Annotated in this window: 20 protein-coding genes; 19 read left to right on the forward strand and 1 reads right to left on the reverse strand. The window is 56.8% G+C overall.

The genetic code is table 11. The features are described from left to right. Positions 1-17 precede the first annotated feature (17 nt). The 5 genes from ACUNV4_RS21095 to ACUNV4_RS21115 all read left to right on the forward strand — a co-directional run bounded on the left by ACUNV4_RS21095 (position 18) and on the right by ACUNV4_RS21115 (position 4,911). A complete protein-coding gene (locus ACUNV4_RS21095) occupies positions 18-812 on the forward strand; it encodes a TIM barrel protein (RefSeq protein ID WP_430880598.1) in 795 nt (264 codons plus the stop codon). A gap of 208 nt (positions 813-1,020) precedes the next feature. Beyond that, a complete protein-coding gene (locus ACUNV4_RS21100; RefSeq protein WP_430880599.1) occupies positions 1,021-1,947 on the forward strand; it encodes a sugar ABC transporter substrate-binding protein in 927 nt (308 codons plus the stop codon). Between the two features lie 80 nt (positions 1,948-2,027). After that, positions 2,028-3,131 carry an ABC transporter permease gene (locus ACUNV4_RS21105; RefSeq protein WP_430880600.1) on the forward strand — a complete coding sequence of 368 codons (1,104 nt, stop codon included), beginning with the start codon at positions 2,028-2,030 and terminating at the stop codon, positions 3,129-3,131. 1 nt (position 3,132) lies between these two features. Next, positions 3,133-3,915 carry an ATP-binding cassette domain-containing protein gene (locus ACUNV4_RS21110; protein ID WP_430880601.1) on the forward strand — a complete coding sequence of 261 codons (783 nt, stop codon included), beginning with the start codon at positions 3,133-3,135 and terminating at the stop codon, positions 3,913-3,915. 141 nt (positions 3,916-4,056) lie between these two features. Further along, positions 4,057-4,911: an SEC-C domain-containing protein gene (locus tag ACUNV4_RS21115; RefSeq protein WP_430880602.1), complete on the forward strand. Its 855-nt coding sequence runs from the start codon at positions 4,057-4,059 to the stop codon at positions 4,909-4,911. 95 nt (positions 4,912-5,006) lie between these two features. Here ACUNV4_RS21115 and ACUNV4_RS21120 read toward each other — a convergent pair whose 3' ends face one another. Further along, on the reverse strand, positions 5,007-5,912 hold the full coding sequence (locus ACUNV4_RS21120) for a LysR family transcriptional regulator (protein ID WP_430880603.1): 906 nt from the start codon (positions 5,910-5,912) through the stop codon (positions 5,007-5,009). Between the two features lie 141 nt (positions 5,913-6,053). On the opposite strand from ACUNV4_RS21120, the gene ACUNV4_RS21125 reads away from it, so the two are divergent. The 14 genes from ACUNV4_RS21125 (at position 6,054) to ACUNV4_RS21190 (ending at position 23,037) form a co-directional block, all read left to right on the forward strand. Then, positions 6,054-7,172 carry a 2-methylaconitate cis-trans isomerase PrpF family protein gene (locus ACUNV4_RS21125; RefSeq protein WP_430880604.1) on the forward strand — a complete coding sequence of 373 codons (1,119 nt, stop codon included), beginning with the start codon at positions 6,054-6,056 and terminating at the stop codon, positions 7,170-7,172. Between the two features lie 23 nt (positions 7,173-7,195). Further along, the gene (locus ACUNV4_RS21130) at positions 7,196-8,302 is read left to right on the forward strand and encodes a Bug family tripartite tricarboxylate transporter substrate binding protein (protein ID WP_430880605.1); all 1,107 of its coding nucleotides are present in this window, start codon (positions 7,196-7,198) and stop codon (positions 8,300-8,302) included. Positions 8,303-8,424: 122 nt separating this feature from the next. Continuing rightward, the gene (locus ACUNV4_RS21135; RefSeq protein WP_430880606.1) at positions 8,425-10,437 is read left to right on the forward strand and encodes a tripartite tricarboxylate transporter permease; all 2,013 of its coding nucleotides are present in this window, start codon (positions 8,425-8,427) and stop codon (positions 10,435-10,437) included. 123 nt (positions 10,438-10,560) lie between these two features. Further along, positions 10,561-11,415, forward strand: coding sequence for an FAS1-like dehydratase domain-containing protein (locus ACUNV4_RS21140; protein WP_430880607.1), 855 nt, complete (start codon positions 10,561-10,563; stop codon positions 11,413-11,415). Position 11,416: 1 nt separating this feature from the next. After that, positions 11,417-12,598, forward strand: a complete 1,182-nt coding sequence (locus ACUNV4_RS21145; protein WP_430880608.1) for a CaiB/BaiF CoA transferase family protein — start codon at positions 11,417-11,419, stop codon at positions 12,596-12,598. Between the two features lie 20 nt (positions 12,599-12,618). Then, on the forward strand, positions 12,619-13,443 hold the full coding sequence (locus ACUNV4_RS21150) for an HpcH/HpaI aldolase/citrate lyase family protein (RefSeq protein WP_430880609.1): 825 nt from the start codon (positions 12,619-12,621) through the stop codon (positions 13,441-13,443). 49 nt (positions 13,444-13,492) lie between these two features. Beyond that, the gene (locus tag ACUNV4_RS21155) at positions 13,493-14,851 is read left to right on the forward strand and encodes a class-II fumarase/aspartase family protein (protein WP_430880610.1); all 1,359 of its coding nucleotides are present in this window, start codon (positions 13,493-13,495) and stop codon (positions 14,849-14,851) included. Positions 14,852-14,940: 89 nt separating this feature from the next. Further along, positions 14,941-16,059 carry a 4-oxalomesaconate tautomerase gene (locus ACUNV4_RS21160; protein ID WP_430880611.1) on the forward strand — a complete coding sequence of 373 codons (1,119 nt, stop codon included), beginning with the start codon at positions 14,941-14,943 and terminating at the stop codon, positions 16,057-16,059. A gap of 163 nt (positions 16,060-16,222) precedes the next feature. Then, positions 16,223-17,305 (forward strand): ABC transporter substrate-binding protein, encoded by a 1,083-nt coding sequence (locus ACUNV4_RS21165; RefSeq protein ID WP_430880612.1) that lies wholly within the window; start codon positions 16,223-16,225, stop codon positions 17,303-17,305. A 42-nt stretch (positions 17,306-17,347) separates the two neighbouring features. Next, positions 17,348-18,217: an ABC transporter permease gene (locus ACUNV4_RS21170; RefSeq protein WP_430880613.1), complete on the forward strand. Its 870-nt coding sequence runs from the start codon at positions 17,348-17,350 to the stop codon at positions 18,215-18,217. Beyond that, positions 18,214-19,005 (forward strand): ABC transporter permease, encoded by a 792-nt coding sequence (locus tag ACUNV4_RS21175; protein ID WP_430880614.1) that lies wholly within the window; start codon positions 18,214-18,216, stop codon positions 19,003-19,005. Before ACUNV4_RS21170 ends, ACUNV4_RS21175 begins: the two co-directional genes overlap by 4 nt. Beyond that, on the forward strand, positions 19,005-20,084 hold the full coding sequence (locus ACUNV4_RS21180) for an ABC transporter ATP-binding protein (protein ID WP_430880615.1): 1,080 nt from the start codon (positions 19,005-19,007) through the stop codon (positions 20,082-20,084). The genes ACUNV4_RS21175 and ACUNV4_RS21180 overlap by 1 nt, the downstream gene beginning before the upstream one ends. 44 nt (positions 20,085-20,128) lie before the next feature. Then, positions 20,129-20,737, forward strand: coding sequence for a cysteine hydrolase family protein (locus ACUNV4_RS21185; protein ID WP_430880616.1), 609 nt, complete (start codon positions 20,129-20,131; stop codon positions 20,735-20,737). After that, a complete protein-coding gene (locus ACUNV4_RS21190; protein WP_430880617.1) occupies positions 20,734-23,037 on the forward strand; it encodes an MGH1-like glycoside hydrolase domain-containing protein in 2,304 nt (767 codons plus the stop codon). Before ACUNV4_RS21185 ends, ACUNV4_RS21190 begins: the two co-directional genes overlap by 4 nt. The last annotated feature ends 16 nt before the right edge of the window (positions 23,038-23,053 follow it).

Below are 23,053 nucleotides of genomic sequence, written 5' to 3' on the forward strand. Positions count from 1 at the left end.
CCTCGGACAAAAATGCAATGACCATCCCTTTCCAGTTGGCCGCCTGCGCTGAAATGTTGTGGCAGGACAAACCGATAGAGTGGCGTGCGTCAAGACTGACGGAACTCGGTTTTGGTGTCGGCTTATGGAACTGGCCAGAGCACGACCTGGCCAGACTCGAAGCCGTGGGTGCCGACTACACCATCATGAATGGTTACCTGGAAGGCAGGCTGGCTGACGATGAAGGTGCTGCGGCACTGCTGAAATCAGCCCGCGAGACCATACAGGTCGGTAGACGGCTGGGTGTATCGCGTCTCAACCTGCACGGTACGGGTTTGGGTGAAGGAGGAATACCGAAGTTACAGACTGATGTAATTACGGGCGCGATGTGGTTGAAAGCCCGGGATACGCTGAACAGGCTGTGTGATCTGGCGGAGGACGAAGGTGTCGTATTTACGCTGGAAAACCTGAACCTGCAAGATCACCCAGGCTGTCCCTTCAATTCCACGGCAGATGTATTGTCACTGGTATCGGCCGTGGACCGACCGCAACTGCGAATCAATCTGGACCTTTATCACACGCAGATTGGAGAAGGTGATCTGGTGCGCTGGTGCGAGAAATGCCTGCCCTGGATCGGTGAAATACAAGTCGCGGACAATCCGGGCCGTTGTGAGCCGGGATCCGGAGAGATCAACTACGCCCATATCGCAAGTGCACTCGACGCGATGAACTACCGGGGACCGGTCGCCATGGAAGCATTTGCCTCCGGCGATCCGGAAGTGGCACTGAGTGCATTCAGGCAGGCATTTACCGTGACGTCGAGTATCGGCTGATGAGTGCTTGATAGACCACTGGCGCAATTGCACGCACATTGTCTTTTCAAGAAAAGATAGACCAGATATTTGTCATTCGAATCGATGTCGGAACAACTCTCTGAGTGTTCCCGGATAGGATCGCTTGACGAATTACCACGCGGAGAAATTCTGCACACACCGGCAAGCCACTCGCTTGTCTTTCATGACATTCCAACAGGAGTAAAGAATGAGAAGAATTGTTAAAACAACTATCGCCGCCGCGACCTTGGTCGCAGCACCCGCCTTGATGGCTGCCGATATCATTGTCGTCAGTCACGGACAGGCCAGTGATCCCTTCTGGTCAGTCGTCAAGAATGGTGTCGAGAGAGCGGCGGCGGATACTGGCGCAAACGTCGAATATCGGGCACCCGAAACGTTCGACATGATCGCGATGAGTCAGCTGATCGATGCTGCCGTCAACCAGGAGCCAGATGGCCTGGTTGTCTCGGTACCGGATGCCGATGCACTCGGCCCCTCCATCCAGAATGCCGTTGCAGCTGGTATACCGGTAATTTCAATGAACTCGGGTGGCGATGCGGCGAAAGAGCTTGGCGCATTGCTGCATGTGGGACAGTCCGAATTCGATGCGGGCAAGGCTGCTGGCGAGAAGATGGCTGAGCTGGGCGGTAACCACGGTCTGTGCATCAACCACGAAGTGGGCAACATTTCACTTGACGATCGCTGTGCAGGTTTTGCCGAAGGGTTTGGTGGACCAGTAGATGTCATGCCGACAACCAATGATCCGAGTGAAATCCAGTCCAAGGTACAAGCCTCTCTGGAGTCCAATCCTGACATCGACGCAGTGATTGCTCTGGGTGCGTCGCTTGCCGGCGAGCCAGCTGTTGCCGCTGTCGATGCAGTCGGTCGTACGGGTGAGGTTCTCGTGGGCTCTTTCGACCTTTCCGGCAATTTCCTGAAGTCGGTTTCCGAAGGCAATGCAGCCTTTGCCATTGACCAGCAGCAGTTCCTGCAGGGTTATCTGCCAGTGGCCTTTCTGGCACTGCACGCAGAATACGGCCTGATGCCAGGTGGCGATGTGCCTTCAGGTCCTAACCTGATCACGCAGGAAAAGGCTGCGCAGGTAATCGATCTGTCGTCCAAGGGTATCCGTTAATACATTAACGGAACCTGTGGAGCGAGGTGGTCATTGTCACCTCGCTCCAATCCAAATACAGCATCCCGAGAGGTAAAATCATGTCGAGTGAGACAACGGTAGACGACGAACGGCTGAAGTCCGAATCCACGATGGCCAGCCTGATGAAGCGGCCAGAGCTGGGAGCCATAGCCGGCGTCGTACTGGTCACCATATTTTTTCTTATAACTGCCGACAGCGCCATGTTCACGCTGGCTGGCTTCATGAACTTCATGTCCCCGGCGGCGCAGCTGGGAATTCTGGCCATCGGTGCAGCACTGCTCATGATCGGTGGTGAGTTCGATCTGTCGCTCGGCTCCATGATTGCGTTTATCGGCCTGTTCTTCGGGGCCTGCGTGGTCAACTTCGGGCAACCATTGATACTGGCCATCCCGTTGACCTTCCTGTTCGCAGCGGTGGTCGGTACCGTCAATGGGCAGATCGTGATCCGAACAGGCCTGCCCTCTTTCATCGTGACCCTGGCATTCCTGTTCATTTACCGTGGTCTGTCACTGGTCGGTTTGAAGGCGGCCACCGACGGGTCAACGCAGCTGCGCGGGATACGCCCTGCCGTGGAGAATGACTTTCTGACGCCGATCTTCAGCGGCGATGCCTTCCCCGGATTGTTCCTGGCTCTGGCAGATATGGGACTCATCGATACTTTCCAGAATGGCACGCCCAAGGTCAAAGGCATTCCCGTGGAAATTCTCTGGTTCATCCTTATCGCCGGTATTGCCACCTATGTGCTGTTGCGTACGCCGGTTGGCAACTGGATCTTTGCCTCTGGAGGTGACGCCAATGCGGCATCCAATTCCGGTGTGCCCGTTCGCAAGGTGAAGATCGGCCTGTTCGTGGTGACGGCGGCCTGTGCTGCGCTGGTTGCCATCATAACAGTGCTTGACAGTGGTTCGACAGATGCACGACGAGGTTTTCAGAAGGAATTCGAAGCCATCATCGCAGCGGTCATCGGAGGCTGCCTGTTGACGGGGGGCTACGGATCGGCCATCGGTGCGTTCTTCGGTTCCATCATATTCGGCATGGTACTGATCGGCCTCAGCTATACGCAGATCGATCAGGATTGGTACCTGGTATTCCTGGGTGGCATGCTACTGATCGCCGTACTTTTCAACAACATGATACGCAAGCGTGTCACGGGAGAACGCTGATATGTCCACCGATCCTATTGTCCATATGGAAGGTATCGAGAAGCATTTCGGTAACGTCATTGCCTTGAACGGGGTGTCATTTGATGTTCGTGCCGGTGAGTGTCATTGCTTGTTGGGTGACAACGGTGCAGGTAAGTCGACGTTCATCAAGACCATGTCCGGGGTACACAAACCGACGCATGGTTCGATTCATTTCGAAGGCAAGCCAATGAATTTCGATAGTCCGCGGGATGCCATGGAAGCAGGCATTGCCACTGTGTTCCAGGATCTGGCGATGATCCCCTTGATGTCGGTTACCCGAAATTTCTTCATGGGCCGTGAACCTACGAAAGGAAAAGGACTGTTCAAACGCTTTGATACGGAAGCTGCGAGCAAGGCCGCTATCGAGGAGATGAAGAAGATGGGCATCAACCTGCGAGCCCCCGATCAGGCGGTGGGTACCTTGTCAGGTGGCGAACGGCAGACGGTGGCTATCGCTCGTGCGGTCTATTTCGGTGCGAAGGTATTGATTCTGGATGAACCCACCTCGGCACTGGGCGTGCGGCAGACCTCGAATGTACTGGCCACGATTGATCGGGTGCGCAAGCAAGGTGTGGGCGTTGTCTTCATCACACACAACGTCAGACATGCCATGGCCGTTGGAGACCGCTTCACCGTTCTCAATCGTGGCAAGACGCTGGGTACGGCACTCAAGGACGAAATCACTGCCGAGGAATTGCAGGATCTGATGGCGGGTGGGCAGGAACTGGCGACGCTGGAAGGTTCGCTGGGTGGTACGGTATAGCCGGTAGTCTGGTAAGTAGGATACCCTGAACGGACGTCGAACTGCGTCGGTTCAGGGACTGTACCGGATTCTTCTTGATAAAGTATCGGTGCTGGCACAGTACAACAGAGGTTTTCCCGATATTGGCGAATATCGCCGATTGTGAGGGAATACGCGTATCCATTGCCTTCATGGACCTCGAGTCTCAGCTCGCTTACACTAGCGACATTCTTTCGGTCCGGAAAACACATCTTGAAGAGCAAGCGCAACGATCCGTGTCATTGCGGCAGTGGAAGGAAGTACAAGAAATGCTGTATGCAAACCGAGACAGGGCTCTCGGGAGACGACATCCTGCGGGTGGTGCGGCAGTTGTGCCCCAGGCTGGAGAAAGCCGGTCGGGAGCAATACGGAGAGTCAGTCGAGAATGCCGCCTGGCAGGATTTCAGCCGCTGGGGGCATGAGGCCATCGCCGGTGAAGAACAGGCCTACAAGGCTGCGTTCAACGACTGGTATCTGTATGCCTGGTTACCGGATGATACGGCACTGGGCCGTGACTCCTTCGCCTCCGAGTTGTCAGACCACCCGATTGCCGCTGAATTTCTCAAGGCCAACCGGGGTGAGCTGGGTCCGGTCGAGCAAGGCACGATCGATGTTGCCACCACGGCACCGTACAGCTTTTATTCGGTGACGGCCGTAGCCGAAGATGACCGCCTGCACTTGCGAGAAATCTACACGGAGCAGGATGTCGTGGTGGAGGCTGTTGGCAGCCGGTCTTTTGCCGAAGGCGATGTGCTGTTCTGTACCGTGGTCGGGGTCAATGGTGTGTCGGTAATTCTGGGGTGCATGCCCAATGTTCTGACAGCCAACGAACAGGCAACCATAGAGGCACATCGTGAGAAATGGCGGGCCGAAGAAGGTGGCAAGCTGGATCGCCGGCTGTTGTATCTGCATGACACAGAGCTGAGACGCCTGTATTTCGTGCTCTTGTCAAAAGCGCAAAAATCCAGATTGCACTGAGCGCTACTGCTCGCGGGGCGTGATTTCACTCGTTCAGCACGGTTTGCACATGCCGTCGCCAGAAGCGCGCCTTTCGAACGACCTTCGACAGGCGATCAATGTGTGTCGTCTTCCCTGCCCTGGTTCTTCACGAGCAGATCGAAGAAGGCGCTGGCCGCTGGTGAAAGCGTGCTCTTTCGCCGGCGGAACACGACAATCTGACGCTTGATGGTTGGACCGCTGAGCAGGATTCTGCTGATGCCTGAGCGTATGCGGGGCTCAAGTGTGGATTCAGGCAATATGGCAACGCCGACACCTGCTGATACCAGACCGAGAGCTGTGGACAGATGGCGTACTTCATAGGTGCCGGACAGCTTGATGCCATGCTTGGCCAGCTGATAATCCATCAGCACGCGGTTTGCACTCAAGGTGCTGATGGTAATCAGATGAGAGTCGTTGAGATCCGACCAGACGACTCGCTTCTTGTTACCCAGGGGGTGATCTGCCGGACAAAAGAACATGTACGGCTCTTCGAGCAGTGGAGTCTCCTCAAGTTCGGGGTGGTGCTCGGTGGACATACCGACTCCCAGCTCGGCCTTGCCATGCAGTACGGCATCGCGCACATCGAATGCGTTGGTGTCGATGACTCTTATGTGGTTACCGGGGTGGGTGAGCGAATAGCGCTTGATGGCCTCGGGTAGTTTGTAGGAGGCCATCGTCGGGATGCTGGCAATCGTGAAATGACCGACGCCGTGTTTTGACACGTCCTTCAGGCGGTCTACAGCCCTTGTGACCTCTTCCACAATGGACTTGGCCTGTGGGAGAAATTCGCGGCCCACGGGCGTGAGTTCGACATATCGTGTCGTCCGATCAATCAGGCGTAGGTCGAGGTAGGATTCCAGCTTCTGGATGCGACGCGTCAATGCCGTCTGTGTGACATGCAGGTATTCGGAAGCTGCGGTGAATCCGCCTGTTTCGGCGATTGCGACAAAGGCCTGAATGCCGTCGAAGTCGAATTTCATGGATTGGCTTCCTCGTTCGCTGACTTTCTCTTATGCGCTTTTCGAATCAATCATACGATTTATTGCATTTCCGTACAAACTACCTTCCACCCTACTATTGGCACAACCAGGCAAGAGCAGTGGGCAGAGGAGACAAGACGGATGAGATGCATTCCCTGCGTTCTGATGCGAGGCGGTTCGTCCAAAGGACTGTTTTTCCTTGCACAGGATCTACCGACAGCGACAGATGAGAGAGATCGACTGTTGCTGGCTGCAATGGGTTCTCCGGATCTTCGGCAAATTGATGGCATGGGCGGTGGTGACAGCCAGAGTAGCAAAGTGGTTATCGTTCAGGCATCCGCCCGGGAGGACGTTGATGTGGAACATCTGTTTGCCCAGGTGTCCGTCGCCCGAAACTTTGTCGATTATCTGCCGAACAGCGGCAATATGCTTGCCGCTGTAGCACCTTTCGCGATAGAGCAGGGAATCATTCCCGCCTCCTCCCCCGAGAGCTGTGTGCGTGTGCTCAACCTCAACAGTGGCAAGATTGTCGAGGTCACATTGTCGACGCCACAGGGCAAGGTCAACCATGAGGGCGACTGTCGTCTCGATGGCGTGCCTGGCAGTTTTGCACCGCTGCAACTGCGTTTCCTCGATCCTGCCGGTACGCGTACCGGCGTGTTGTTGCCGACCGGCAAGGCGCGGGACATCATTTGCGGCGTAGAAGTCACTTGCATTGATTGTGCGATTCCTCTGGCGATCGTTGAAGCCGAGTCGCTTGGCAAAACAGGTCACGAGTCAAAGGAAGAGCTCGATGCCGACATCGAGTTTTCCAGCAATCTGAAACGCATTCGACTGGAGGCGGCCAGGCTGATGCGACTTGAGGATTCTGCAAGTATCGCGCTGCCCAAAGTCGCCATCGTCGCATCTCCGCGCCACGGCGGCAGTATCGCGGCACGCTATTTTTCACCGACCTGGTGCCACGCAACGTTTGCCATCTCTGGCGCGCTGGGACTGGCTGCGGCCTGTCATGTGACGGATTCTGTCGCGGAAGCCTGCGTTGAGCTGGATGTCAAGCACTACGACCGAATCGTCGTCGAGCATCCGGGCGGCAGCATGCAATGCCATGTCGATGTCACCGATCACACACCCGGCAACATGCCGCTGGTGGCCAGCGGCTCTGTGGTCACCACGGCAAGGCCGCTGCTCAGCGGTGTCGTGGTGATTCCTGAAAGACACACCATTCCAGAAACGGCTTTTACCGTTTCACCACAAAATTGATGTACCCACAACGGAGAAATACCATGAAAAACGCCATGAATCTCACACGTCGAGACCTGCTCGGCGCAACGGCGGCCCTTGTCGCTGCAACCGTGCTCTCACCCCTGCCGGCTTACGCTGAAGCAGTCGACTTCAGTGATGAGACGATAGAATTCTTCATGCCATTCGGCGTAGGTGGAGGCTCTGATACCTGGGCTCGTTTCAACGCGCCGTTTCTGTCCCGGCACCTGCCCGGACAACCCACGGTGGTAGTGAAGAACGTGCCCGGCGGCGGCTCGATCACTGGTGCCAACCAGTTTACCAAGCGTGCCAAAGCGGACGGCATGAGTGTGCTGGGTACATCGGCATCTACCCAGTTCCCCTATCTGCTCGATGACAAACGCGTCAAGTACGAATACAAGGACTGGCAGGTGGTGCTTGCGGCACCAACCGGTGGTGTTGCCTATCTCGATAGCGAGCTGGGTGTCGAATCCCTTGCTGATCTGGAAAAGCTGAAAGGCCAGCGGCTGATCTATGGGAGCCAGGGCGCGACTTCACTGGATCTCGTACCGTTACTGGCCTTTCGTCTGCTGGGTCTCGATGTACAACATGTCTTCGGTATGAAGAGCCGCGGTGAAGGGCGTCTGGCGTTTGAACGAGGTGAAGCCAATATCGATTTCCAGACCACGTCCGCCTATCTCAAGAGCTCACTGCCCATGGTTGAGGAAGGCAAGGCTGTCCCCCTGTTCAGCATGGGGGCTGCTGACGACAATGGCATCATCGTTCGTGATCCGAACTTTCCCGATCTGCCGCACATCGGTGAAGCCGTTGAAACCGTCACTGGCAAGCCACCCGAAGGTATCGAATGGGATGCGTTCAAGGCCTTTCTGATTGCCGGGTTTCCAGCCCAGAAACTGTTGATGCTGCCCAAGGGGACATCCGCGGATATCGTGGAAGCCTACCGCGAGGCTGTGCGCAACATGAAGGATGATCCGGAATACCAGGCAGCCAAGGTCGATGCACTGGGAGGTTATGAACAGGTCACCGACGAAGCGGCTGATGCACTGTTTGCCGAGGGCACGACGATCGACCCGGTGGCACGAGACTGGGTGAGAGCGCTGCTTGAAAAAGACTACAACGCGCGCTTTTGATTGTCGCGAAGCCGCTTCAAGCGTCAGTCAGCGGAATTGCCCTGTTGGTGATTCCGCCTGACTGATGCCCGTCACGGCAACAGCCGTGCCACGCCGGCCGTCCACTTTCACGGAGTCATTTCATGTTCGAAGCCATCCAGAGTGCTTTCGTCGCGCTCATATCGTTTCATCACTTTGCCTATATGTTCCTCGGCATCGTTGTCGGGCTGGGCGTCGGTATCCTGCCCGGTCTGGGCGGTATTGCGGGAATGTCGCTACTCATGCCTTTCATCTACGGCATGGATCAGACATCAGCTCTGGCCATGCTGGTCGGCATGGTCGCGGTAATCCCCACCGGCGACACCTTCACGTCGGTTCTGATGGGTATACCCGGTTCCAGCGCCAGTCAGGCGACTGTTCTCGACGGCTTTCCGTTGGCCAAGAAGGGGCAGGCGGCGCGCGCACTCAGTGCTGCGTTTTCAGCCTCGTTGTTGGGCGGGGTATTCGGCGCCGTGATGCTGACCGGTTTCGTGGTTGTCGCCAAGCCACTGATATTGTCATTCACAACGGCTGAACTGTTCATGTTCTCCCTGCTCGGATTGTCGGTCGTGGGTGTGCTGGCTGGCGAGAGCATCATGCGCGGCGTGGTAGCAGCCGGATTGGGGCTTATGGTAGGCGCGATGGGTGCCGCACCTGCTACCGGCGAGAGTCGTTTCGATCTGGGTATCGACTACCTGCAAGACGGCATTCCGCTGGTCATCATCGGACTGGGTCTGTTCGCCATTCCCGAAATTGCCGATCTGATTCGCCGTTCTCGCCCGATAGCGTCCGGTTCAGGTCTGGGAGACGGCTGGCTGCAAGGCGTGCGAGATACCTTGAAAAACTGGTTCCTGGTCATGCGTTGCTCGGCCCTGGGTACTTTCATCGGCTCCATTCCCGGTCTGGGTGGTGGCGTGGTTGACTGGATTGCCTATGGTCATGCCGTGCAGGCCAGCAAGGACTCCAGCGAGTTCGGCAAGGGCGAAGTCAAGGGAGTGATTGCCCCCGAGGCTGCCAACAATGCGCTTCAGGGTGGCGCGTTGATGCCGACATTGCTCTTCGGAATCCCCGGCTCGGGCAGCATGGCGGTGTTTCTGGGTGGCATGGCGCTGCTGGGTTTGCAGCCCGGTCCATCGATGGTAACCACAGACTTGCAATTGACTTACACGATTGCCTGGACGCTGGCATTTTCAAGCATCGTCGGAGCGGCCTTCTGCTTTTTTCTCGCTGTACCGATCGCTCGACTGACCTTCGTTCCATTCAATCTGATTGCGCCCTTCATGATCATGATCATCTGTTTTGCCGCCTTTCAGGCGCGACGGGACCTGACTGATCTTCTGGTGCTGTTTGCAGTGGGAATGGTCGGCATCTTTCTACGCCGCTTCGGCTGGCCAAGGCCAGCATTCCTGATCGGCTTTGTGCTTTCAAGTCAGGCTGAAAACTACCTGTACCAGGCATTGCAATTCTACGGTTGGGAATTCGTTCAACGCCCCGGGGTGTTGATCATCGGTGCGCTGGCAATCGGCTCCACGCTCATGGCGCTGCGCAGCAGGGTGTCGGAGGATGGTGCCGTGAATCTCGATGCCGATGGCAAGAAGGTGGACAAGCCGATACTGGGTGGTGCGAGCAGAAAAGAGCGACGACCGCAGATCGTGTTTGCCGTTCTGCTGTTCGTAACGTTTCTGTATGGTGTCCTGAGCAGTGCACCTCTGAGCTTTCTCGGGTCCGTGTTTCCGTTCTACACATCGGTTTTGATGGTCGCGTTCATGGGCTATATGGTGATGATGCTCCTGAATGGGGCGCCTGGGCACTCGGCTCATTTTGACCAGGAGGTGGCTGCCAGGGCCAGAGGAGCCGATGACGGCACGACGGTCTGGCCATCGGTGGGATGGTTCGTGTTCCTGTTCGGTATGACAGCACTGTTCGGGTTCATCCTGTCGATAACCGTTTTCATCATGACTTTCCTGATGGTACGAACCTCTCTTGGCGTGTCACGCAGCGTGATCTACACGGTGCTGTGTATTGCTTTCATGTGCACTCTGGGTCACTTCCTGACACTGGATTTCCCGCCAGGGTTATTGCAGCACTACACCGATATGCCATGGCCCCTGAAGTAGATCGGGCCTTTGAAAAACATCCTGTTTTCCACTGAATCATCGCTGGAGTCAGCTCGTCGCCAGCCCTCTTGCAGAGGGCTGGTAGCAGACAGTGGCGCCGCATTGCGTGAAGGAGTATTTGAAATGAAGCTTGAAGAATGGATCGGTCGTTCGGAAGAAGTCTCTGACAGTGTTACGGCCACGCCCTATGCGGCCTTGTCTGCCACCTTCGATCGTCCTGCGGAACGACCGGAAGCGGGTACCCCACTACCTGGCTTGTGGCATTGGCTCTACTTTCTGCCCTTGCATCGTCAGTCCGAAATAGGTCATGACGGTCACGCAAGGCTCGGTGGCTTTCTGCCTCCGGTACCGTTGCCACGACGCATGTGGGCAGGAAGCCAGTTCACCTTTCACAAGCCATTGCGTGTCGGAGATGCGTTGACTCGTACCTCGACAATTCATGATGTCACTGAAAAGAACGGCCGAACCGGGCCGCTGGTGTTCGTCAAGGTGCGCCACGAGATACGTCGTGAGGGAGAGACGGAAACAGCCTTGACCGAGTATCACGATATCGTCTACCGGCAGGCAGCAAAGCCTGATGATGTTCCGCCTTCGCCCGTGGCCGCGCCGGCAAGCTCTACCTGGGAAAGAAGATGGGTGCCAGATGATGTATTGCTGTTTCGCTACTCCGCATTGACATTCAACGGTCATCGCATTCATTACGACCGCAAGTACGTGACGGAAACCGAAGGCTATCCCGGATTGATTGTACATGGGCCGATGATCGCCACCCTGCTGCTCGATCTGCTGCGCCACGAGTTACCTGACGCGGAGCTTGCCAGTTTCGAATTCCGAGCAGTACGGCCCGTATTCGATATCAATCACTTCCATGTCTGCGGAGAACCCGAGCCCGATGGCAAGACGTTTCGGCTGTGGGCAAAGGACCACGAAGGCTGGCTGACCATGCAGGCAACCGCGGTCATCAGACAGGGGGAATGAGATGAGACCTCTTGACGGTATAACCGTAGTTACCCTCGAGCATGCCATTGCTGCACCCTTCGCCACTCGGCAACTCGCCGATCTGGGCGCCCGAGTCATCAAGGTCGAGCGACCAGGTGTGGGTGATTTTGCCCGGGGTTACGACGAACGGGTACGGGGTCTCGCCTCGCATTTCGTGTGGATCAACCGTTCCAAGGAGAGTCTGACCCTGGATATCAAGCACCCTGACGCGTTGGCTGCGCTCAAGCGATTGATAGTCGATGAGGCTGATGTGCTCGTTCAGAACCTGGCGCCAGGTGCTGCAGCGAGGCTGGGGCTGTCCCATGAGGTTCTCTCTGCAAGCAAGCCGGAAATCATTGTCTGTGATATTTCCGGTTATGGAGACAACGGACCCTACCGCGACAAGAAGGCCTACGATCTGTTGATTCAGAGCGAATCGGGATTTCTGTCGGTGACAGGTACGGAAGAAGAACCGTGCAAGGCAGGTCCGTCGATCGCCGATATCGCTGCGGGGATGTACGCCTATACCAATATTCTGGCAGCATTGATGGAACGCCAGAAGACCGGCCGCGGACAGCATCTCGATATCTCGATGCTGGAGAGTCTGGCGGAGTGGACCTCCTACCCGTTGTACTACGCCTTTGACGGTGCTACACCTCCACCACGTACAGGTGCCAGTCACGCCACCATCTATCCCTACGGGCCGTTTCCAGCGGGTGATGGCAAGACGGTGATGTTCGGTCTGCAGAACGAGCGCGAATGGTCTGCCTTCTGCAACACGGTGCTGCTGCAACCAGCGTTGGCTGAGGAGGAGCGCTTTGCCGGTAATTCCAGACGCAGTGCCGGGCGTGTGGAACTGCGCCGGATCATCGTGGATGCTTTCTCCGATCTTTCGGCGGAACAGGTTGTCGAGCGACTCGACGCCGCCAATATCGCCAACGCGCAAGTCAACGACATGCAGGCTGTATGGGATCACCCGCAGCTCGAGGCCCGCAAGCGCTGGCGTCAGGTGGAAACGTCGGCAGGTGTGGTCCCTGCACTGCTGCCACCTGGTTCCTGGAAAACAGGAGAGCCGCGCATGGACCCTGTCCCTGCTCTTGGTCAACATTCGGCAGCAATTCTGGCACAACTGGGATATACCGCTGAACAGGTGGCTGAGTTCAAGAGCACGGGTGTGATCTGAGTATCCAGGAGCAAGCCATCATGAGTTTCCCCATTACCTATCTCTTTGTTCCCGGCAATCGTCCTGATCGCTTTGACAAAGCGTTTTCGACCAGCGCCGGCGTTGTCATTCTGGATCTTGAAGACGCGGTGATTCCAGCCGACAAGGCTGTCGCTCGCGACCATATTGCTCGTTGCTTTCGTAATCATCCAGAAGTTTCGGGTCGCATTGCCGTTCGCATCAATGACAGCGAATCCGAATGGTTCCCAGGCGATCTTGCATGGCTACGCAGTATCGGCATACCTCTGGTGATGTTGCCGAAATCGGAAAATCGCCAGCAGATAGAGACCGTTATCGGCAATGGTCCTGACGGAGTCCGTGTCCTGGCGCTTGTCGAAACTGCCCGTGGCATACGCAATGTGGATGAAATTGCCGAAACCGAAGGCGTTCAGCGGCTGGTCTTTGGCACTCTGGACTATGCCGTAGATCTGGATCTTACCGGCGAGAACAGCGGTCTTGCTTACGCCTCGGCACGAATCGCCATCGCTTCGCGTTGTGCTGAGCTGCCCTCCCCGGTTGCAGGGGTCACCCCCTCTATCAAGGATATCGAGCGCATCAAGAGCGATTTTGCCTTTGCTCGCAACTACGGATTTGCTGCCAAGCTGTGCATTCACCCTGCACAGATCGACATCGTACATGCCGCCTGTCTGCCAACGGCAGCTGATCAGGCATGGGCGCAACGTGTCATGCAGGCCGCGCGATCATCCGATGGCGCCGTTCAGCTTGACGGCAAGATGATCGATCGCCCCGTCGTGCTAAAGGCGCAGGCCATCCTCGCGCGCAGTGACGTCTCTGCGGCGCGTTGATCCTCTCTCATCAACAACCAACATCCCGATAATACAAGGAGCTGACATCATGGCCGCTGGCATCATAGACTCGCAAATCTTCGGAAACATCTTCAGTACAGACGCCATGCGTGACGTCTGGTCCGATCGCAATCGAACGCGGCATTACGTCGAGTTCGAACGGGCATTGGCTGTCGTCCAGGGAAGACTGGGCATCATCCCGCAGGAGGCTGCCGACGAAATCGTCAGCAATTGCCATATCGACAAGATCGACATGGAACAGTTGCGTGAACAGACCGAGCGTATCGGTTATCCGGTGCTGGGTGTCGTCACACAGATCAACGGACTGTGTCGTGACAAACTGGGCGAGTTCGTCCATTGGGGGGCCACGACGCAGGACATCACTGACACAGCGACAGTGATGCAGATTCGTGAAGCCCTGGAGATCATCGATGAAGATCTGAAAGCCATCTCCGAGGCTCTGGTGTCGCTCTCCACGCGCTACCGAGACACGCCGGTCATCGGCCGCAGCAATCTGCAACAGGCCATACCCGTCACATTCGGGTTCAAGACGGCAGCGATCCTCGCTGGTATCGAACGACACCGGGAACGTCTTGCACAGCTACGTCCTCGCGTACTGATGGGAGAGTTCGGCGGTGCCTGTGGCACCCTGGCATCGATCGAGAAAGGCGCCATGGAAACGCAAGCCGGTCTGATGGAAGAACTGGGGCTGGCACAACCGGACATCGCCTGGCACACCGTACGCGATACCATCGCCGAAGTTGGCGCTTTTCTGGGTTTGGTGGGTGGCTCTCTGGGCAAGATCGCGATGGACGTCAAGCTGATGATGCAGCACGAAGTGGCCGAAGTCTATGAGCCCTTCGCGCCCGGACGAGGATCGAGCAGTACCATGCCGCAGAAGCGCAACCCCATATCCAGTTGTTACATCCATGCTGCCATCTCCGTGGTGCGCCAGCATTCCGCCTCTCTCATGGACGCCATGGTTGCCGACCATGAGCGTTCCACCGGCCCGTGGGAGATCGAATGGATAGCTTTGCCAGAAGCCTTCTGTCTGCTCGCCGGCGCTCTCAGGCAAACCCGTTTTGTACTGGAAGGCCTGGAAGTCGATGAAGCGAACATGCGAACCAATATCGATCTCACCAATGGACTGGTAATGTCCGAGGCGGTGATGATGGGACTGGGACCTTACATTGGGCGGGAGTACGCTCACGATCTGGTGTATGACCTGTGCCGCGAGGCGATACAGAGCAAGCGACCACTGCTTGACTTGCTGGTCGACCACCCGGAAATCAGTGCCCATCTGGACCGTCCTGCACTGGCGCATTTGTGTGATCCGGCCAACTATCTGGGCCAGGCCGGCGTGATGGTTGACAAGGTGCTCAGCCGCGCCGCGAAACACGCTGCATAGGTCGAGTCCTGTTGTGAATCTGCCTCGTGGCGTCTGTCCGAGGCAGCTTGAGCCACGTACCTTCAACTTGCTGATATGGTGAAACACGCATGTTCCTCGACATTCCCTGCACCCTGATGCGCGGCGGCACCTCCAAGGGACCGTACTTCCAGGCACACGATCTTCCTTCCGATCCGGCAGAACGCGATCGCGTTCTACTGGCGGCGATGGGTTCGCCCCACATTCGTCAGGTTGATGGTATAGGCGCAGGAGACACTCTCACGAGCAAGGTGGTCATTGTCAGTCCATCGACACGCGACGATATCGACATCGAATATCTGTTCGCACAAGTGTCGGTTGATCAGATGCGTGTGGATACCATGCCCAATTGCGGCAATATGCTGGCCGGGGTAGGCCCCTATTCCATCGAGAGTGGACTGGTCCAGGCTCAGGATCCCGTTACCACCTTGCGTATTCTCAACCGCAATACCGGCAAGATAGTTGAGGCAAGCATTCAGACCCCGGGCGGAAGAGTGACCTATCAAGGCAGCGTCGGCATCGATGGTGTGCCCGGCACGGGGGCTCCGATCGTACTCAATTTCCTCGATGCTGCCGGAGCCAGAACAGGTAAGCTTTTTCCCACCGGAGAGCGTATGGAAGTGGTGAACGGCATCAGTGTGAGCTGTGTCGATTTCGCCTCGCCACTGGTGTTCATCGCTGCGGAGTCCTTTGGTCTTACTGCTCACGAATCCAGACAGGAGCTGGATGCTGACAAGGCACTGAAAGCCGGAATCGAAGAGATACGTATCGAGATCGGCAAACGCGCAGGCCTCGGCGATGTGAGTGAATCGGTGTTGCCCAAGGTCGCTTTGGTAGGAGCAGCGGCCGGTGATGGCACCATTGCCGCCCGGTATTTCACACCGTGGACATGCCACTCGGCATTTGCCGTGACGGGAGCCTTGTGTCTTGCGGCCGCATCCAGCATCGCTGGAACAGTCCCTGCGCAGTACGCGCAGCACCGCAGGAACGACCCGAACCTGAATCGTATCGAGCACCCGGCCGGTGCCCTTGACATTCGCATGAGTCCGGCAAGACATTCAACGGCGGAAAACCCTTCCTTTTCGATGGCTGGACTGGTGCGTACAGCGAGGCCATTGTTCATTGGAACAGTGCATGTCCAGGTTGACTATCAGCCGTCAAGTCTTGCAAACGCATGCCTGCCGTCATGACGGTCTGAAGAATGGCGGAACTCATCAGGCTGGAAACAGCACGACAGTCGATCGGGAGTGATGCGATATCTCCCTCAAAATGTCGTGATATGCTTGCCTACCCGATAGTGTGATTTCCCGGTCCAGAACAATGAACCCTTCTTCATTCAGGGAGTTTCAGTCAATGACTGTCAACGCAGGCACTCTACTAAAACGATTGCAGCGATCAGCCATCGCCGTTGCAGCACTGGTCGCATTTCCCGGTGTGCTGCTGGCTGCCGAGGAAATACGTGTACTGAACTGGCAAGGGTACGGCACCGATGAAGCCTGGGCGCTGGAAGCATTCGAGGAACAGACCGGTATATCGGTCGTGCATGACTACTTCAACTCCGAGCAGGAGATGCTGACCAAACTGCGGACCAATCCTGGCGTCTACGATGTGGTATTGATCAACAGTGCTTTTACATCCGTCGCCGCCGATGAAGGCCTGATTCAGGAAATGGATCTGTCCAGGCTCGACAACGCAGCGGATCTGTCACCGGAGATGCGAGACAGTGCTGGCCTGAACCGCGATGGCAAGACATTCGGTGCTGCCTGGGTCTGGGGGCTGACCTCATTCGCGGTGGATACGACTGATATCGAGCCTGTCCCCGACAGCATCAATGCCTTGTGGGATGAGGCGCATGCAGGCAGAGTCGGCTGGCGAGATGACGCGGTAGAATCCGTGATGCTTGCGGCCATCGCCACGGGTCAGGACATCAACCATCCGGATGATCTGGATGCCATCCGTGAGAAATTGCGTGCCTTGAAGCCTCAGATACGCACCTTCTGGTCGTCGGAAAACGAATGGAATCAGTTCATGTCGTCCAACGAGTTCGATCTCGCCACCTATTGGAGTGGTTCTGCATCGCGTTCCAGAAGCCAGTTCAAGTTGCCGGTGGAGTTCGTCATTCCGACTGAAGGGGCCATTGGCTGGCTGGATGGGCTGTCGATTGCCACCGACGCACCTCATGAGTCCGCCGCTTATCAATTCATCGACTGGATGATCGATCCGGCATTCTATGTGCAGTGGGACACCGAGGTTGGTGCGCCGGCATCGGCCAATGCGAAGGCACTGGCGCAGCTGGATGAGTCGGCTTTCAACCGCCAGATCCTGGGAGATGCAGAGAAGATTGCCAACGTGCAGTTCATGGGGGCGATGGAAGATGCACAGCGGGAGGCTTTTCTTGCGCTGTGGCAGGAGACCAAGACTTTCCTCCAGGAATAATCTGCCCTCTCGTTTGCACTTGACGTCAACGGAGTTGTATTGATGAGCGGGACCGACGGTGTTCGACGTCCTGCCAACCGTGCGCTACCATTTCTGCTGGGCCCCGCCTATCTGTGGCTGGCGGTCACGGTATTCCTGCCGCTGTCGGCCATGGTGTATTTCAGCTTTCTGAGTGAAGCCCCCATCGGTGGGCGAGAAGCGCTCTGGAGCCTGTCCAACTACGCCGAGTTTTTCGACAAGGCGTTTTATCGGACTCTGATGTGGCGCTCGTTTCAGCTTGGCGCCGAAGTCACGCTGTTGTGTTTTCTCCTCGGTTTTCCTTGCGCCTATGTACTGGCCAAGCTGATCAAGGGACGCTGGCGCGAAGCGCTGTTCCTGCTGGTCATCCTGCCTTTCTGGAGCAATGCGCTGGTTCGCATCTTTTCCTGGACCATGGTGCTTCGCGGCAATGGCGTCCTGGAACGTCTGGTCAACGTGTTCCTGCCTGACGCGGGCTCCCTGAACCTGATGTTTACCTACCCTGCCGTATTGATCGGCCTGGTGCACTCCTACCTGCCCTACATGATACTTACCTGTTATATATCGATTCAGGCGATCGATGATGACCTGATCGAAGCGGCGCGCTCTCTGGGTGCCGGGCGTGTCACGGTTTTCCGGCGTATCCTTCTGCCGCTGGCTCTGCCCGGTATCATGGCCGGCGCCATTCTGACGTTCGTCCCGGTCATCGGTTCCTTCATGGAGCCGCGTTTGCTGGGCGGCCGAAATGGCACCTTCATCGGTACGGTCATCGAGGATCAGTTCACTGCCGTGTTCAACTGGCCACTCGGGGCAGCCTTGTCGTTCATCATGCTCGGATTTGTACTGATACTGTTTCTGCTGGCAGCACCGGTGATTCGCAGGGTATCGACATGAAGCGGCCCAGCCACTACCTGATCACACTGAGCAAAGTGTACCTTGGACTGATTCTGCTGTTTCTGTACGTGCCCATCGTCGTCATGGCCGTCATGTCCTTCAACGCATCTCCTCTGTACGCGCTGCCACTGGAGTTGACACTGGACTGGTATCGCTCGCTGGCTTCCAATCACAAACTGATTGATGCTGGTATCAACAGTCTCAAGCTGGCGGTGATGACCACGGTGATCGCCTCATTGCTGGGCACCTCTGCTGCGCTGGCATTCTTTCGATATGAGTTCCCCGGCAAGCGTCTGTTACAGACCCTGCTGTATCCACCCATCGCCATTCCCTGGTTGATCATCGGCACATCCATGTTGATCTTCTTCTTCTGGATCGGCATCGGACGCGGACTGCACGCCATGTTGCTGGGTCATGTGGCATTGGCCCTGCCCTATGTGGTCATTGTGGTATCGGCGCGTCTGGCAGGCTTTGACAGAACGCTCGAGGAGGCGGCACGTTCTCTCGGTGCCGGACCATTGCAGGTGCTTCGTTACGTCACCCTTCCCTATCTGCTGCCCGGCGTGGTTGCGGCCGCCCTGTTTGCCTTTGCCGTGTCATTCGATCAGTTCGTTATCTCCTATTTTCTGGCAGTGCCCGGTGTCTCGACCTTGCCAGTGGAGATCTACACGGCCATTCGCAAGGGGTTTACCCCCGAAGTCAACGCCATTGCCACCATCGTGATCAGTGTCTCCATGGTATTGCTGCTGGCTGTTGCACGCTTGTACAAATTCGGAGGAGATCGTTGATGGCCGCCATATCGGTGAAGGGCGTCAGTCGTCAATTCGGTTCGTTTCGTGCGCTGGACAAGGTCTCCATCGAATTTGCTGACGGCGGCTTTCATGCGCTGCTCGGTCCCTCGGGTAGTGGCAAGACGACATTGTTGCGAGTGATTGCCGGTTTCGAGTATCCCGATACCGGCACGATCACCATCGGCGGAGAGTCGGTGGAGTCCATTCCCGTGGAGAAGCGACAGGTTGGCTTGATGTTCCAGAATTACGCCTTGTTTCCTCACATGTCGGTATACGACAACATAGCCTTCGGTCTGACGGTGAGACACACTGCTCGAGCGGAGATTCGTCATCGTGTGCACGAAGTGCTTGAGCTGGTACGTCTGCAGGGGCTGGAAAAACGCAAGCCTGCCGAACTTTCGGGCGGCCAGAAACAGCGCGTGGCACTGGCTCGCGCCATTGTCTTTCGACCTCGCGTCTTGCTGCTCGATGAGCCGCTGAGTGCGCTGGACAAATCTCTCAGGCTGGACATGCAGGTAGAGCTGAAGCGCATCCAGCGTGAAGTCGGTATCACCACCTTGCTGGTCACGCACGATCAGGAAGAAGCGTTGACGCTGAGCGATCGTATCGGCATCCTTGATCACGGAGTTCTGGTGCAACAAGGCGCTCCTCTGGATATCTATGAGCGTCCGGCGACTCCCTTCGCTGCCACGTTTCTCGGCGACGCCAATCTCTTGTCCACGCAAGCCGGTAGTTATCTGCCGGATGCTGCCGGTTGCAGTGTTCGCCTTGAAAGTGGAAGTACCATCCACAGTACCAACACGGGCGATGCTGACGGCAGCGATATCGTATGCGCCGTTCGTCCCGAAAAAATGTTCCTCTTGCGTGCAGACGAAACTCCCGAGCCTGGCATGAACGTATTGCCGGCGACGGTCATCCGTCACCTCTTCGCCGGCAGCAGCCTGAACTACGAATTGGCATGGCACGAAACGACCCTTCGCGTCTTCGCTCAGAACAACGGCGCGCCACTGTTTGCAGAAGGGTGCCCGGTGACGGTGGCCTGGCATCCCTCACACACCATTGTGATGAATGCCTGAGCAGTTGGTCATGCACCCTGATTACGGACTGGTTTGAACAGACTATGACCTCACCACTTCATTCTCCCTTGAGCACGCGCAGCCTGATGGTCTGCATCGACATGCAGCGGCTGTTTCTCGAGCCTGGGGACTGGTTTGCCGAGACAGGACTGTCCATTCTGCCTCAGTGCGAGCGACTGGCTCAGGCGGGTGGCAAGCGTTGTCTTTTCACCCGGTTCATCACTGCGCGAAATGCCGCCACTGCGCAGGGTACCTGGCAGCGCTATTACCGTCACTGGGCGTCTGTGACGCGTGACCATGTGGGTGATGCGGTCATGGCAGTCCATCCCTCTCTACAGGCATTTGCCAGGCCCGAGCAATGCTTTGACAAGCTGACTCATGATGCGTTCGACAGTGAGACCTTCGCCAAGCACATTCGCGCCGCAGAGCCAGACGCCCTGGTGTTGTTCGGAATCGAGACTGATGTGTGTGTGCTGGCAACGGCACTCTCTGCGGTCGATCTGGGTTACCGCGTCATCGTGGTCACCGACGCCTGTGCCAGTTCCGCTCCGGAGTCGCATGCGGCCTGCCTGACGCATATCTACCCGAGATTCGATCAGCAGATCGAACTGATCGACACCGCAACCTTGTTGCAAGCGTGGAGCGCAGCATGACTCGGGCAGAATCAGACTGGGGCACCTGGACGGCGGACAGACCCCTCGAGCTGTCGCATCTTTCTTCGGGGTTTGCCATGACCCCTGTGCTGTATTCGGCACGGGCCAACAGCGCGACAGCCATTCCCCCCGGAGAGCTTGTTCGCTTCGGTCGACGCGGTATCACCAATGGACAGGTCTGTTTCGAGACCCGTCATGAGGAGACCGACCTTCGCTGGCGATACGATCTGGCGGAGTCGGCCAGCACGCATATTCACTGGCATTGTGACGCGCACGGTGAGTGGGGATTACGCTACTGGGTGAATCTGTGTTTCAGCGCACCAGCGGGGATCGGTTTCCGATTCGATCGTGCCACGGGTGTATTGCGCAGCGATAATGAGACGGGTCCGCAACTCTCGGTTCGTACCGCAAAGCTGCCCTTGATGGCAACCTTCCACGACGACCTGGCGGCACTGCTCGATGAGTATGGCGACAAGGGCTACTTCTATCTCGGTTCTCGTGGCACATCTGGTGCCTTCGCTGTATTGCGCTTCAATCTGGAAGAAGCGCCAGCGATGTCCTGTCACATTTCACTGAGCATGGCCGAGTCGACCATTGCCGGATCCGGGCAGCCGAATGACCAGTCGGTCTTGCCGAACACCGTCGCGCCACTGGCGAGTGAGGTCGCTGCACTGTCGGAGAACAGGCAGGGCTCATCAGGTGGTACCAGTGCCAGATCTGACGAATCAGGACCATCAACAGAACATGACACCTCTGCGGCGCAGCATGCGCTTGAAGCCATGCACGACGTCCTGGCCTGGAACCATGTGCATGATCCCATCAATGCTCGCAGCTACACCGTGTTGACACGCTTCTGGAATCAGCAGAAGTTTGGCGGTTTCGGCATCTGGATGAACGACGTCATGTACCACGCCCTGATGTGGAGTCGCTTCGATGCTGCAAAGGCGCGGAGCAATATAGACGCCGTATTTGCCTGGCAAACGGATGAGGGCAATTTCCCCTGCCTGGTCACTGGCAACGATGCCTGGCTGGATCGATCGCAACCTCCCATCGTCAGTTATGTCATCTGGTGTTGCCATCGCAATTCGCAGGACAAGGAGCTACTGCAATGGGCCTTTCCACGACTGCTGGCCAACCATGACTGGTGGTGGCGCAGACGCAGTTTGCATGACACCGGGCTGGTGGCATACGGTACCAGTCTTGATGTAGGCGATGGTTTGTACAAGGGCACCAAGCTTGCCGCGAAGGATGAATCATCGATGGACAATATGGCGGTACATGATCCGGCAGAGTTTGATGCCAGTACGGGCCTCATTCAGGCAGCTGATGTCGGCCTGAATTCCCTACTGGCGCTGGACGGTGAGATTCTTGCGCAGATGGCCAGGCTGCTCGAACTGGACGATGAAGCCTTACGTCTCGAACAACAAGGCGAGGCTCACAGGAAACGCATTGCGGAGTGGCTGTGGGATGACAGTCGTGGGGTCTTTGCCAACCGCATGATGGATGGTCGTTTCGTACAAGCACTGGCGCCAACTTCCTTCTTTCCCATGGCCGCAGGAATTGCCACGGAGGCTCAGGTGGATAGTCTCATCAGGAACTACCTGAAACCGGAAGAAAAATTCGGCGGGCAATTCGTGCTGCCCTCCGCCACTCGCGATGATCCCGCCTACCAGGACAATGTCTATTGGCGAGGCCGAATCTGGGCTCCCCTGAATTACTGGGTATATGAAGGCCTGCGCCGCTATGGGCGCGAGATCGAGGCCAGCACACTTGCCAGCAAGAGCCTGAACCTGTTCAAGCAGGGATGGGAACAACGACAATGTGGAGAGAACTATCACGCGGAGACCGGTGCCATTGCAGACCAGTCCGACACGGATACCTTCTACACCTGGGGGGCCATGCTGCCTGCACTGCATGTCAAGGAGGTGTTCGATGATACGCCCTGGCAAGGTATGAGTCTGTCGCCGTTTCAGGCTGAAGGCGAGTTCGGACCGATCACAACGGCATGGGGCGTGTTGAGCATTGTCAATGAAGGGTCGCATTGGACTATCAGAGCCAAGGATGCTGAGCTGATGTCGGGCACGGTATGCAGCCGCCTGAGTCATGTGTTGCTGACTGAATCGTCTTTCCATGCGGAACTTGACGCGTCAGGCATCGATGAGACGCTCAGGTTTACCGGTCGCACCATTATTGCTGCACGTTTGGGTCAATCTGATCTGATGGTCAACTCGGATACTGTCACATTGTCCGCCGGTCATGACGGAGGACAGCTCGTTCTGCGTTTCGACACAGGAAGATGATGAACATCCAGGTTTG

The sequence above is a fragment of the Granulosicoccus sp. 3-233 genome, assembly GCF_052681095.1.

Excerpts from the sequence above, each read along its gene's own strand:
- ACUNV4_RS21175 (WP_430880614.1), top strand. The coding sequence starts at position 18,214 with ATGAAGCGGCCCAGCCACTACCTGATCACACTGAGCAAAGTGTACCTT.
- ACUNV4_RS21120 (WP_430880603.1), bottom strand. The coding sequence starts at position 5,912 with ATGAAATTCGACTTCGACGGCATTCAGGCCTTTGTCGCAATCGCCGAA.
- ACUNV4_RS21125 (WP_430880604.1), top strand. The coding sequence starts at position 6,054 with ATGAGATGCATTCCCTGCGTTCTGATGCGAGGCGGTTCGTCCAAAGGA.
- ACUNV4_RS21180 (WP_430880615.1), top strand. The coding sequence starts at position 19,005 with ATGGCCGCCATATCGGTGAAGGGCGTCAGTCGTCAATTCGGTTCGTTT.
- ACUNV4_RS21140 (WP_430880607.1), top strand. The coding sequence starts at position 10,561 with ATGAAGCTTGAAGAATGGATCGGTCGTTCGGAAGAAGTCTCTGACAGT.
- ACUNV4_RS21160 (WP_430880611.1), top strand. The coding sequence starts at position 14,941 with ATGTTCCTCGACATTCCCTGCACCCTGATGCGCGGCGGCACCTCCAAG.
- ACUNV4_RS21100 (WP_430880599.1), top strand. The coding sequence starts at position 1,021 with ATGAGAAGAATTGTTAAAACAACTATCGCCGCCGCGACCTTGGTCGCA.
- ACUNV4_RS21170 (WP_430880613.1), top strand. The coding sequence starts at position 17,348 with ATGAGCGGGACCGACGGTGTTCGACGTCCTGCCAACCGTGCGCTACCA.
- ACUNV4_RS21155 (WP_430880610.1), top strand. The coding sequence starts at position 13,493 with ATGGCCGCTGGCATCATAGACTCGCAAATCTTCGGAAACATCTTCAGT.
- ACUNV4_RS21135 (WP_430880606.1), top strand. The coding sequence starts at position 8,425 with ATGTTCGAAGCCATCCAGAGTGCTTTCGTCGCGCTCATATCGTTTCAT.
- ACUNV4_RS21110 (WP_430880601.1), top strand. The coding sequence starts at position 3,133 with ATGTCCACCGATCCTATTGTCCATATGGAAGGTATCGAGAAGCATTTC.
- ACUNV4_RS21095 (WP_430880598.1), top strand. The coding sequence starts at position 18 with ATGACCATCCCTTTCCAGTTGGCCGCCTGCGCTGAAATGTTGTGGCAG.
- ACUNV4_RS21145 (WP_430880608.1), top strand. The coding sequence starts at position 11,417 with ATGAGACCTCTTGACGGTATAACCGTAGTTACCCTCGAGCATGCCATT.
- ACUNV4_RS21185 (WP_430880616.1), top strand. The coding sequence starts at position 20,129 with ATGACCTCACCACTTCATTCTCCCTTGAGCACGCGCAGCCTGATGGTC.
- ACUNV4_RS21165 (WP_430880612.1), top strand. The coding sequence starts at position 16,223 with ATGACTGTCAACGCAGGCACTCTACTAAAACGATTGCAGCGATCAGCC.
- ACUNV4_RS21105 (WP_430880600.1), top strand. The coding sequence starts at position 2,028 with ATGTCGAGTGAGACAACGGTAGACGACGAACGGCTGAAGTCCGAATCC.
- ACUNV4_RS21150 (WP_430880609.1), top strand. The coding sequence starts at position 12,619 with ATGAGTTTCCCCATTACCTATCTCTTTGTTCCCGGCAATCGTCCTGAT.
- ACUNV4_RS21130 (WP_430880605.1), top strand. The coding sequence starts at position 7,196 with ATGAAAAACGCCATGAATCTCACACGTCGAGACCTGCTCGGCGCAACG.
- ACUNV4_RS21190 (WP_430880617.1), top strand. The coding sequence starts at position 20,734 with ATGACTCGGGCAGAATCAGACTGGGGCACCTGGACGGCGGACAGACCC.